This window comes from Rhodococcus sp. G6(2025) (assembly GCF_058628105.1).
Window position 1 is genome coordinate 6,810,767 of the sequence record NZ_CP179750.1, and the last position, 11,490, is coordinate 6,822,256.

13 protein-coding genes are annotated in these 11,490 nt (G+C 67.1%); 7 read left to right on the forward strand and 6 right to left on the reverse strand.

Features of this window, described 5'->3' with window-relative positions; genetic code table 11:
* Position 1: 1 nt before the first annotated feature.
* From ACLIVD_RS31525 to ACLIVD_RS31550, 6 genes are all read right to left on the reverse strand, one after another.
* The gene (locus ACLIVD_RS31525) at positions 2 to 1,237 is read right to left on the reverse strand and encodes an acetyl-CoA C-acetyltransferase (protein WP_491931215.1); all 1,236 of its coding nucleotides are present in this window, start codon (positions 1,235 to 1,237) and stop codon (positions 2 to 4) included.
* A complete protein-coding gene (locus ACLIVD_RS31530) occupies positions 1,230 to 2,936 on the reverse strand; it encodes an AMP-binding protein (RefSeq protein ID WP_491931216.1) in 1,707 nt (568 codons plus the stop codon). Before ACLIVD_RS31530 ends, ACLIVD_RS31525 begins: the two co-directional genes overlap by 8 nt.
* Complete coding sequence (locus ACLIVD_RS31535; protein WP_491931217.1) at positions 2,933 to 3,781, reverse strand: alpha/beta fold hydrolase; 849 nt, start codon at positions 3,779 to 3,781, stop codon at positions 2,933 to 2,935. Before ACLIVD_RS31535 ends, ACLIVD_RS31530 begins: the two co-directional genes overlap by 4 nt.
* The gene (locus ACLIVD_RS31540; protein ID WP_491931218.1) at positions 3,778 to 4,581 is read right to left on the reverse strand and encodes a hypothetical protein; all 804 of its coding nucleotides are present in this window, start codon (positions 4,579 to 4,581) and stop codon (positions 3,778 to 3,780) included. The genes ACLIVD_RS31535 and ACLIVD_RS31540 overlap by 4 nt, the downstream gene beginning before the upstream one ends.
* Entirely contained in the window at positions 4,578 to 5,771 is a 1,194-nt protein-coding gene (locus ACLIVD_RS31545; RefSeq protein ID WP_491931219.1) for an acyl-CoA dehydrogenase family protein, read from the reverse strand. The genes ACLIVD_RS31540 and ACLIVD_RS31545 overlap by 4 nt, the downstream gene beginning before the upstream one ends.
* Positions 5,772 to 5,907: 136 nt before the next feature.
* Positions 5,908 to 6,513, reverse strand: a complete 606-nt coding sequence (locus ACLIVD_RS31550) for a TetR/AcrR family transcriptional regulator (RefSeq protein WP_491931220.1) — start codon at positions 6,511 to 6,513, stop codon at positions 5,908 to 5,910.
* Between the two features lie 203 nt (positions 6,514 to 6,716).
* Here ACLIVD_RS31550 and ACLIVD_RS31555 point away from each other — a divergent pair, with 203 nt between their 5' ends.
* The 7 genes from ACLIVD_RS31555 to ACLIVD_RS31585 all read left to right on the forward strand — a co-directional run bounded on the left by ACLIVD_RS31555 (position 6,717) and on the right by ACLIVD_RS31585 (position 11,462).
* A complete protein-coding gene (locus tag ACLIVD_RS31555; RefSeq protein ID WP_009475212.1) occupies positions 6,717 to 7,196 on the forward strand; it encodes a nuclear transport factor 2 family protein in 480 nt (159 codons plus the stop codon).
* A complete protein-coding gene (locus tag ACLIVD_RS31560) occupies positions 7,193 to 7,546 on the forward strand; it encodes a DUF485 domain-containing protein (protein ID WP_491931221.1) in 354 nt (117 codons plus the stop codon). The genes ACLIVD_RS31555 and ACLIVD_RS31560 overlap by 4 nt, the downstream gene beginning before the upstream one ends.
* Entirely contained in the window at positions 7,543 to 9,147 is a 1,605-nt protein-coding gene (locus ACLIVD_RS31565) for a solute symporter family protein (RefSeq protein WP_491931222.1), read from the forward strand. Before ACLIVD_RS31560 ends, ACLIVD_RS31565 begins: the two co-directional genes overlap by 4 nt.
* A 141-nt stretch (positions 9,148 to 9,288) precedes the next feature.
* Entirely contained in the window at positions 9,289 to 9,759 is a 471-nt protein-coding gene (locus ACLIVD_RS31570) for a nuclear transport factor 2 family protein (protein WP_283333712.1), read from the forward strand.
* A gap of 20 nt (positions 9,760 to 9,779) precedes the next feature.
* On the forward strand, positions 9,780 to 10,352 hold the full coding sequence (locus ACLIVD_RS31575; RefSeq protein ID WP_283333710.1) for an LmrA/YxaF family transcription factor: 573 nt from the start codon (positions 9,780 to 9,782) through the stop codon (positions 10,350 to 10,352).
* Between the two features lie 35 nt (positions 10,353 to 10,387).
* Positions 10,388 to 10,711 carry a putative quinol monooxygenase gene (locus tag ACLIVD_RS31580; RefSeq protein WP_167115687.1) on the forward strand — a complete coding sequence of 108 codons (324 nt, stop codon included), beginning with the start codon at positions 10,388 to 10,390 and terminating at the stop codon, positions 10,709 to 10,711.
* A 52-nt stretch (positions 10,712 to 10,763) separates the two neighbouring features.
* Complete coding sequence (locus tag ACLIVD_RS31585) at positions 10,764 to 11,462, forward strand: HAD family hydrolase (protein WP_283333709.1); 699 nt, start codon at positions 10,764 to 10,766, stop codon at positions 11,460 to 11,462.
* Positions 11,463 to 11,490 lie beyond the last annotated feature (28 nt).

Consider the following 11,490-nt stretch of genomic DNA (forward strand, 5'->3'; position numbering starts at 1 on the left):
GTCAGACCCTCTCGAAGATCGCGGTCAGTCCCTGGCCACCGCCGATGCACATCGTCTCGAGGCCGTAACGGGCTCCGCGACGGTCCATCTCGCGCAGCAGTGTAGCCAGGATCCGCACCCCGGTCGCACCGACGGGATGCCCGAGCGAGATTCCCGAGCCGTTGACATTGGTGCGGTCGAAATCCTGTGCACCGAAATTCCATTCGCGCGTGACAGCCAGCGCCTGCGCCGCAAAGGCCTCGTTCAGTTCGATGAGGTCGATGTCGGCGAGCGTCAGCCCGGCGCGTTTCAGGGCCCGTTCGGTGGACGGCACCGGTCCGATGCCCATCTCGGACGGCTCCACCCCGGCGACCGCCCAGGTGACCAGGCGTGCGAGGGGCCGGAGCCCCAAACGCTCCGCCTCCGCCCGGGTAGTGACGAGGCATGCTGCCGCACCGTCGTTCTGCCCACTGGCGTTGCCGGCGGTGACGGTCGCGTCGGGGTCGGTGCCGCCCATGATGGGCCGCAACCGAGCGAGCGACTCGATTGTCGTGTCGGCTCGGGGGTGCTCGTCCCGGTCGACGACCTGCGGATCGCCCTTGCGGACGGGAACTTCCACCGGCACGATCTCCTCGGCGAACTTTCCCGAGTCGATCGCGGCGACCGCCCGCCGGTGGGAACTCACTGCGAGTTCGTCCTGCTCGAGGCGGCTGATGTCGTACTTGCGGCGCAGGTTCTCCGCCGTCTCGAGCATGCCGCCCGGCACCGGATAATTGCGTCCGCCTGCGGTGACACGACCGCGGGCGAGCCGGTCGTGGAGCGCTGCCGGCGCACCGTTGGCTCCCCAGCGCATCGACTCGGTGTAGTACTCGGCGCGGCTCATCGATTCCACGCCGCCGGCGATCACCAGTTCGGCGATCCCCGTCTGCACCCGCATCGCCGCGTCGAGCACCGCCTGCAGACCGGATCCGCAACGACGGTCGAGTTGCTGACCGGGAACCGTCACCGGCATTCCCGCGTCCAGGGCCACAACGCGGCCGATGGCAGGCGCCTCACCGTTCGGGTAGCACTGACCGAAGATCACGTCGTCGACGCTGCCCGGATCGACCTTCGTCCGCGCGAGCAGTTCGGACACCACCCGAGCGCCGAGGTCGGCGGCGGGTACGTCCTTGAACTGACCGCCGTATCGGCCGACGGGGGTGCGCAGGGGCTCGCAGACGACGACATCGTCCGCCTGGGCATTCGTATTTTCAGGCACTGCGGAAATCCCTTTCGTGATCGGTCCAGCGCTGCGCCCATTCACGCAGTTCGACCGCTCGGATCTTGGCTCCGTTGCCGCCCACGGTGGTCGGCATTTCCTCGATCACGTGCACCGCGGCGGGAACCTTGAACGCCGCCAGCGACTCTGCGCACCATGCCTTGAGCTCGGCGGCGCCGGCCGACGCACCGTCGGTGGGGACGACGAACGCCACCGCCTCGGTGTATCCGCCGGAGCCGGTGATGCCCACGACCTTCGTCAGGTGGACGGCGTCGTGTTCGGCCAGCCGGTGCTCGATCTCGGCGGGGTCCACCAGGAATCCGCGTAGCCGGAGAACGTCCCCCATCCGGCACACGTACGTATAGCCGCCGTCGCCGGTCGCGACGGCCAGGTCGCCGCTGCGGAACCACCCGTCCCTCGTGAACGCCCGACCCGCCGCATCCGGATTGCCGAGGTAGGCGTCGACGACGTTCGGTCCGCGCACCTGGAGCTCGCCCTGCTCACCGTCCGGAAGGACGGAGTCGTCCAGCGGGTCGACGATGCGAACCTCGATGCCGGGTTCGACCGGACGCCCACCACCGTTCCAGCGCAGGGATTCCGGGTCCGCGGCATCCCACAGGAGCATCAGGGCGAACACCTCGGACGACCCGAAGACGCCCGTGGTGACGGCGTCGAATTCGTCGCGCACCCACGCGGCGACCTCGTGCGACCGGCCGAGGAAGTCGGCGATCCCGAGGCGTTTCAACGACGACAGGTCGGCGCGGTTACCCGCGTGCCACGTGTCGTGGAGCCGGGTGAAGAGATCGTCACCGCCGACGACGTGCGTCACCTTCGCCGATTCCATGCGGGCCAGCGTGGCCGCGGCGTCGAAGACGGGTTCCATCAGCAGCGTGCCGCCACCCGCGAGAGTGGCCAGAGCAGTGGAGTATCCGAATACCCCGGACACCGGCAGGACGCACAGGGTGACGTCACCCGGTTCGACGGCGAGGACGACGGCGTCGGCTCGCGCGTGCCGTACCACCGCCGATTCGCGGTGCGCCGCGAGTTTGGGGACACCGGTGGATCCGGACGTCGTGAACGCGACTGCGAGCACGTCGTCCGGGTCAGCCCGCTCGCCGGCAGCCGTGACGGTTGCCCTGTCGGGTGTCTCCGGCACCTGGACGGTTCCGGTGTCCGCGCTGCCCGCTGTCCAGGCACCGCCGCCGAGGTCGAATCGCCCCAGGTCGGGAGCGGCGCTTTCCGTTCGAGGTCCGCACACGACGGCAACAGCCGGTGCCGGGAGGTCGAGGGAGTGCTGCGCCTCTTCGAGTCGGCCGAACAGGTCGAGACCGTGGAAGTGGTCGGCCACGGCCACCACCGCAGGTCGCGCCGAGGTGAGGATGTGTGCGATCTCGTGCGTGTTGTAGCGGGTGTTGACGCCGATGACGTGTGCACCCACAGCGGACGCGGCGAGTTGCCACACGATCGCGTCCGACCAGTTCGGCAACAGGACGGCCACACACTGGCCGCGCCGGACGCCGACGCGCAGGAGTTCCGACTTCAGGGCGTCGACGCGGGCACGAAGTTCGGCGCGACTGGTGACGACCGGCTCGCCGTCGACGACGTCGAGGGTTGCGGCGGCACCCGGGTCGGCGGTCACGAGTTCGTCGAGCAGCGCGGCGAGTATGTCACGACGCGTCGCCGTGTCGTGCGCCGTCACGAGAGCACCACCGCCGCACCCAGTTCGGTCAACCACTCGTCCGCCACCGAGGCGAAGTCGTCGATCTCCTCCATGGGGTAGTGGCCGATGCCCTCGAGCAGGGTGAAGGACGCAAGTCCGGGACGGGCGGCGTCGAGCGCCGACACGGTCTGCTCGACACGTCCGGCTTCGATCCACGGGTCCTGCGCGCCGGCGACGAGCCTGAGAGGACAGGTGATCTCGGCGATCCGGTCGCGCACGTCGTGCGTCCCCCAGCCGATCAGGTCGGACGACGAGATCTCCGGGTCCTCACGCTTGTGCATCGTGGCGATCAGGTGCGCCTTCGCCTCGGGCACGGAATGTCCGACGGAGGCGAGCGTGCCCAGGTAGGTGCGGTCGGCGCGGCTGGGCCCGGCGACATCCTCGAGTTCGCGGCGCAACCCTCCCACGTTGACGCGGCCGGGACCGGCCTCCGCTGCCATCGCAATCGCTCCGGCCAGCGGCCTCGACGACCGCGTGGCGAGCTCGAGTGTCAGTTTGCCACCGATGGAACACCCGACGACGAAGGGGCGTTCGACGGCGAGCGCATCGAGGACCTTCCCGAGCCAGTCTCCGAAGGCGACGATGCTGGTGACGGGACCGTCGACCGCGGGCTCGGAACGTCCGTGCCCCGGAAGGTCGGGGACGATCACCCGGTAGCCCCGGTCTGCCAGTTCGGACGCGACGTGCCGCCACTGGACTCCGCTCTGGCCTGCGGTGTGCAGGCACAGAACGGTGGGCGCCTCGGTGGCCGGCTGAATGTCGGGGGTGATGATCTCGACGAAGCCGAGCGCTCCGTCGATCTCCAGGTATCGGGCCTCGATCATGGCCGGGCCTCCCTTCCGCACGTGAGTGGCAAAGTGTGCCCCGACACGCTTTGCCACTCACGTGCGGCGCTGCGGGCATGGGCGATGATGATGTCGAGCGGTTTGGTGAGGCGCAGGTACTCGTACCCCTCACCGCTGGAAGAGAATTCACCGATGATGGCGCGGCGCATGAAATCGTTCCGTTCGGCGAACACCAGGTCGACCCAGGTGACGGCCGGGGCGATGAGCGTGAACGTTGCCCCACCCGGGACGCGGCGGGCGACGTCGATGATCGTTCCGCGGTAGATCCGCAGCTGCAGTTCGCGGGCCCGGCCCGAGGAGTCGGTGCACCGCAGACCCACGGTACCGTCCCACGTCGACAACGAGGACGCGAAGGCGGTATCGGCGGAAAGGGATTCGCGGAGACACTCTCCCCAGGCGGGTGTGCAGAAGTCGACAGCGGGATTGAAACGGACGTCGGACGGTTCGGGCGTACGCCACGTCTCGATTCCCTCCTCGCGAATCGACCCGGCCTCGTCGACGAGCCGCACGTGGCGATCGAACACGGCTCCGGTCTCGGACTGTCCGACGCGCGTGACGACGGACTCGACGTGGACGACGTCGGCACCCGCCACCGCGTACTGCGAATTCCATTGCAGTCCGCTGCGTGTGGCACCGGACGTCGTCGCCGGAGCGAGTACTCCCGCTACGACGATTCCCGTCAACGACGCCTCCGGCAGCGACAGTCCGAGTTCGGAGACGCGCCGGGCGTCGCTCACAGTGCGATCGCCGACGGCGATACTTGTGGTGAGTGTGCTCATTCGCCCGCCCTCCCCAGGAGTTCGTCGGAGATGATCCGCATCTGGATCTCGCTGGTGCCCTCGAAGATCTTCGTCAACCGTGCATCGCGCCAATGCCGCTCGACCTGGAAGTCGGTGGTGTACCCGGCGCCGCCATGAATCTGCACCGCCTCACTCGTCACCCGCTCCGCCATCTCCGTCGCCACCAACTTGCACATCGACGCCTCCAGCGAACACCGCCGGCCGGTGTCGATATCGGTGGCCACCGAATACATCAACTGCCGGGCGGCCTCGATGTCGGCGGCCATCTTTGCAATCTTGAACCGCAGGTGCTGGAAATCGGCCAGTTCGTGCCCGAACTGCCGGCGGGTGTGCAGATACGCGATCGAATCCTCCAACGCACCCCGCGCCAGACCGATCGCCCGGGCCGCGGTATGCGCCCGCCCCACCTCCAGACCGGACACCGCCAGGTAGAAACCCTTGCCCTCCGCACCGAGCATGGCCGTGGCCGGCACCCGGAAATTGTCGAACGAGAGCTCCCACGTGCTCCACCCGAAATACCCGATCTTGCGGATCTTCGTCCCGCTGATCCCCTCCGGGAACCCGCCGCGCTGCTTGTCGATCAGGAACGCGCTGATCCCCCGGTGCGGTTTGTCCGGGTCCTTGTTCGGATCGGTGCGCGCGAACAGCACCAGGTAGTCGGCCTCGTCGGCGTACGTGCACCACATCTTGGTGCCGCTGATCACCCACTCGTCGCCGTCGCGGGTCGCGCGGCACGAAATGTTCGCCACATCGGATCCGGCCTCGGCCTCCGACAGCGCATACGCGCCCAGGTACTCACCGCGCGCGACCTTCGGCAGCAACGCCGCCTCCTGCTCCGCGGTGAACCCGCCGCCCATCCCGTTGCCGCGGGCCAGCAGCCCCGACACGCTCATCCACGCCCGCGACAACTCCTCCGCGACCAGGCAGTACTCGAACACCCCGAGACCGAGACCGCCGTGCTCCTCGGGGATCATGATCCCGAAGAACCCGACCTCGGCCATCGCCTTCTTCACCGTGTCCGGGATGGCGCCCCGCACCGGGTCGAGTTCGTTCGCGACCGGGAGCACCTGCTTCATCGCGAACTCGCGAGCCAGGTCGCGGATCGCCACCCGGTCCTCGGTCAGATACCGCGGCGAGTCGGTACGCGGCTGTGACGGCCGGTGAGTCATGGACACTCCTCATCCACTCGAACTACGGGGCGCGTGACTCGGGGGAACTCGCGGTTCCACACTCGGATCACATTAACACTTGTTCACCCAGTAGAGCACGGACGGGAACGCACCGTCAATGCCGAATCTCCCCGAGTCAGGCGGGACGGTATCCGACCAGGTTGAGCGCATAGACGCCGTACGAGTCCGCGACCGCCTGCGCGGACAACGGTCCCTCCGGGCGGTACCAGAGCGCGATTCCCGCGCACATGGTGAGCACCGCAGTCACCGCCTGGTGAACATGGGGGACGTCGAAGTCACCACCCGCCACACCCGCCTCCGCGATGGTGACGAACAGGTGCTCCTGCGCGTCGCGCGAGCCCACGACCCGTTTGCGGTCCACCTCGTCCAGGTACCGCAGCTCGGTGTTCGCCACCAGGCAGGCTTGCTGATTGCGGGCGGTGTACAGCGAATGCGCGACCACCGCGGCCGTCCACTGCTCCGCCGGCGCGGACCCAGCCTTCCGCAGAGCGGTCCGGGTGGCGGTGAACTGCTCGTCACTGGCCGACCGCAGAATCTCGACCAGGAGCTCGTCCTTGTTCTCGAAATGGTTGTACACGTTGGCGGCACTGCAGCCCGCACGTTTGGCGATGGTGCGCATGGTCGCCGCATGAAAGCCGGCGGTATAGAACTCCTCCAGCGCCGCATCCAGGATCCGCTGCCGGACGGAGGGAATCACCGCACCGCTTGACCGAGTGTTCATCCCTCGGAGGGTAGGTGCCGCACAAGGCGCGGGCAACACACCCTGCAGAAAACGCAGCTCACCAGCCTTCACGCACGTCGATCCAGGTGAACGGCGCACGGTGTTGACCGGCGGTCGCGCGTCCATTATGGTCCACATCACGTGAACACCCGTTAATAACCAGTTCGCGCATTCCGCTCCTCACACCGTGGAGGTAAGCCACCTTGAGCACCCTCGAAGAACGAATCCGCCGCCTGGAAGACCTGGAGGCCATCCGGTACCTCGACGCGCAGTACTGCCGCCATCTCGACGACGGCAATTGGGACGCCCTGATGGATCTGTTCACCGACGACGGCGAATTCGACGGGCTGTCCAACCCTAAGGGCAAGAGCGAGATGCGGGCGTTCTTCGCCGGCCTCGCCCCTGGCGGGCTCACCGCGTTCTGGCACTTCATCACCAACCTGGAGATCGACCTCGACGGCGATCGCGCCACCGTCCGCTCGTTCCTGTGGCAGCCCTGTGTATCCGACGGCAACGCCTCCATCGCCGCCGGCCGATACACGGACGAGGCCGTCAAAGTCGACGGCCGCTGGTTGTACCGCGTCAAGCAGGTGCGCTTCCACTACTTCGGTCCGCTCGCGGAGGGCTGGGACGAGAACCAGTTCGCGCTCGACTCGGCACGACGTGCGGCGGTGAACGCGTGACCACCGAGTCCCCCGCCACCGCGGCGAGCGCAGCCGTCTGGTCACCGATTCTCGTGTTGCCGGAGTTCGTCGAACTGCGACGACGACGCCGGGCGGTCACTGCCGGACTCGGCCTGATCGCGATCGCACTGTTCTCAGGCTTTCTCGTCGGATTCGCCTTCTTCCCCGAATTCCTCGGCGACAACTCGGCGTTCGGCATTCCACTGTCTCTGTGGGTGGTGTTCTCCCAGTTCGCCGGCACCTGGGTGCTCGTGTACGCGTACTTCCGCCTCTCCCGTACCTTCATCCAACCCGCCGCCGATGCCGCCGTCCGGGCCATCGCGCAACGTGATCAGGAGGTTGCCTCATGACCGGCGACGCCGATTTCCTCGCGATCGGCATCTGTGCCGCCGTCATCTCGCTCACGCTGTGGGTGACGTTCGCCGCATCGCGCCGAAGCCGTAGCGCCACCGGATTCTTCGCTGCGGGACGCTCGATCACCGGTTGGCAGAACGGTTTCGCGATCGCCGGCGAATTCATTTCCGCCGGTAGCTTTCTGGGCACCACGGGCTTGATCTTCTACAAGGGCGTCGACGGCGCCGTCATCCTGTGCACGTCGGTGGTCTCCTTCCTCCCCGTCCTCTTCCTCCTCGCCGAGAAGATGCGGAATGTCGGAAAGTTCACTCTCGCGGATGTCCTGGTGTTCCGGACCGGTGCACGTCGCGTCCGGGTGGTGGTTGCGCTGAGCACCATCGTCACCGGCACGTTCGTGCTGCTCGCCCAACTCGTGGCGGCCGGCGTACTGCTCGAGTCCGTCTCGGGGATCCCGTTCGGCCTGTCCGTCGTGGTCGCCGGATCACTCATGGGCATCTACGTCTTCGTCGGCGGAATGCTGGCGACCACGTGGGTTCAGGTGATCAAGTCGTCCATCCTGTCGATCCTGGCGATCGTGGTGTGCCTCGGGATCCTCGCGAAGTTCGGCTTCAGCATCCCCGGCATGCTCGGGGCGGCAACCTCGAACGCCGCGGCCGGAGATGCGATCCTCTCGCCGGGCCTGATCTTCGGGCAGACCGGTGCGATCAACCTGATCTCGTACTCCCTGGCGTTCGCGCTCGGCACGGCCGGCATGGCCCACATCCTGATTCGCTTCTTCACCGTCCCCGAGGCCGCGACGGCACGGAAGTCGCTGGGCTGGACCGTCGCGCTGTGCAGCATCTTCTATCTGATCGTCATCGTGATGGGCTTCGGCACCGCAGCACTTCTCGGTCCCGACGGGGCGGATCGTGTCGGCGCCGGCGGCAATCTCGCGGCACCCACGCTGGTCACGGAACTCGGCGGAGGCGTCGGCACCATCGGTGGTTCGATCGCGCTCGCCATGGTGGCTGCCGTCGCATTCGCGAGCATCGTCGCCGTCGTCGCGGGCGTCGTGATCTCGGCTGCGGGAACGTTCGCCCACGACGTGTGGCCCACCCTCACCCGCAGAAAGTCCGCCGACGCAGGTACGGAGACTGCGGATGCCCGCGAGGCGAAGATCGCCCGGTATGCGGCGGTCGCGTTCAGCGTCGCCGCGATCGGACTGACGATGGCAATCGGCGACACTACAAATATCACCTACTTCATGGGTATGGCCTTCATGGTCGCCGGCAGTGCGCACCTGCCCAGCCTGCTGCTCAGCCTCAACTGGCGGCGGTTCAACAGCACAGGCGCCGTGTGGGGCATCTCGGTCGGATTAGCATCCACCGTGCTCAGCCTGATGTTCACGGAGGCGCTCTGGCTCGGGAGTGGTCCGGCGCCGCTGACCATTCAGTTGCCGGTGATCATCACGATGCCGCTCGGGCTGGCCGCCGCCGTGATCGGCTCCCTCGCCGGCGAACGCCTTCACGGACGTTCGGCAGATCGAGACGAGAAGTTCGCCGAGATGCTGGTGCGCGCCGAGACCGGTATCGGCGCGGAACTCGCCGAGACGCACTAGATTTCACGCTCGGACGATGCCCTCGCCGTCACGGCGAGGGCATCGTCCGGGACGTGTGTCCGGCGCCACCCTGGACAGCACTTGTACCTATCGGTACAGTCTGTACTGAAAGGTACAAGAACTCCTGGAGGAGCGCCCACCATGTCCGTTCGCCCACCCGCACCCCCGTTCACACTCGACACCGCGATCGCGAAGGTCCGCGCCGCCGAGGACGGCTGGAATTCCCGTGATCCCGAGAAGGTCGCGCAGGCTTACACCGAGGACAGTTGGTGGCGCAATCGGTCCACCTTTCTGCAGGGGCGCCGCGAGATCGTCGACTTCCTCGCCGGGAAGTGGGACCGCGAACTGGAATACCGTCTGATCAAGGAACTGTGGGCGCACGACGGGAATCGGATCGCGGTCCGGTTCGCGTACGAGTTCCACGACACCGACGGGCAGTGGTTCCGCGCGTACGGCAACGAGAACTGGCAGTTCGACGACAACGGTCTGATGCGGTGGCGTCACGCCAGCATCAACGACGTGCCGATCGACGAATCCGACCGCAAGTTCTTCTGGGACATGTCCGGCGTGCGACCGTCGGATCATCCCGGACTGAGCGATCTCGGCCTCTGACCGCCACACGAGGAGTAGTCATGCCCCGAGCAGTAGCCGAGCGCGGCGACGTCGTCCCCGTGCTGGCGGAGGTGTTCCGATCCCACGGGTTCGACGGCGCGAGCCTGGCCGTCATCACCGAGCACACGGGACTCGGCAAAGGCAGCCTGTACAACTTCTTCCCTCGCGGCAAGGACGAGATGGCGGAGGCGGTCCTCGACGAGGTCGACGCCTGGTTCCAGACCGCCGTATACCTGCCGCTGCGCGGGTCCGAGCCCGCCACTGCCCGTCTGGAGCGGATGTTCGACGAGGTCGAGACGTACTTCCGGTCGGGACGCCGAATCTGCCTGTTCGGCGCGTTCGCGCTCGGCCTCGAACGCGACCGCTTCGCCGACCGGGTCCGCGCCTACTTCACCGACTGGGTCGATTCGCTCGCCGGCGCTCTCGCCGACACCGGCCACGGCAGGCAGTCGCGGCCGCTCGCCGAGGAGGTCGTCGCGGGAATCCAGGGCGCGCTCGTCCTCGCGCGCGCCCTGGACGACCCCGACAGTTTCACGCGCATCCTCACCCGGCTACGCCGCTCGGTCGGAGATCCGACGACATCGCGCGCGTAGGATTCGGATGCGTCAACTCGAGAAGTGAGGCAGCCGTGATCTTCATCGTCGTCAACTTCACCGTGAAACCGGACCACGCGGACGGCTGGCTCGACCTGGTGCAGCCGTTCACCGACGCGACCCGAAACGAACCGGGCAACCTGTGGTTCTACTGGTCGCGGGCGGTGGAGGATCCGAACCTGTACGTCCTCGTCGAAGCGTTCCGTGACGACGACGCCGCCGTCGCCCACGTGCAGAGCGAGCACTTCCAGAACGCCTTGCGCGAGTTGAAACCCGCCCTCGCGCAGACGCCGCGGATCATCAACACCACGATCGACGGCACCGAGTGGTCGCTGATGGGTGAACTCGAAGTCGACTGACCTCGTCCGGCTTCACGCTGAAGTCGCGTGCACCGCGCGTTAGCCTGGAAACGTGGCTTCCGATCTCACCGAATTCGACGCAGTGATCTTCGACTTCTCCGGCACGCTGTTCCGGCTGGAAGAGGACGACAGCTGGATGGCCGACCTCACCGACCACGAAGGTGAGCCGTTCGACCTCCACCAGCAGGCCGAGTTGATGCGGCGCATGACGGCGCCCGTCGGTCAGACCGTCGAGATGGATGCCGCCGAGCACCACGCGTGGACCAACCGCGACCTCGACCCTCGGTTCCACCGGCAGGCGTACCTCGACGTTCTGCGCAAGTCCGGGGTCGCACACGAGGACCAGGCGGTCGGACTGTACGAGCGGGTCATCGACCCGGGATGCTGGAGCGCATACCCCGACACCGCGGAAGTGCTTGCGTCACTGAAGGACCGGGGAATCAAGGTCGCGGTGCTGAGCAACATCGCGTTCGACATCCGGCCCGCGTTCGCGGATCTGGGAGTCGAGCATCTCGTCGATGCGTTCGTGCTGTCGTTCGAGGTGGGTGCGATCAAACCGGACCCGAAGATCTTCGAGCACGCTCTCGCCGCACTCGGTTCCGAGCCCGAACGTACTCTGATGATCGGCGACAGCGAGGAAGCCGACGGTGCGGCACGAAAGGTGGGCTGCGCGTTCGCACTCGTCGAACCCGTTCCCCTCGCGGAGCGCCCGGACGGTCTCCGAACAGCCCTCGGTGCCTTCGGCCTGTGAGTACTTATTAACCACGGGCGGTTAACAA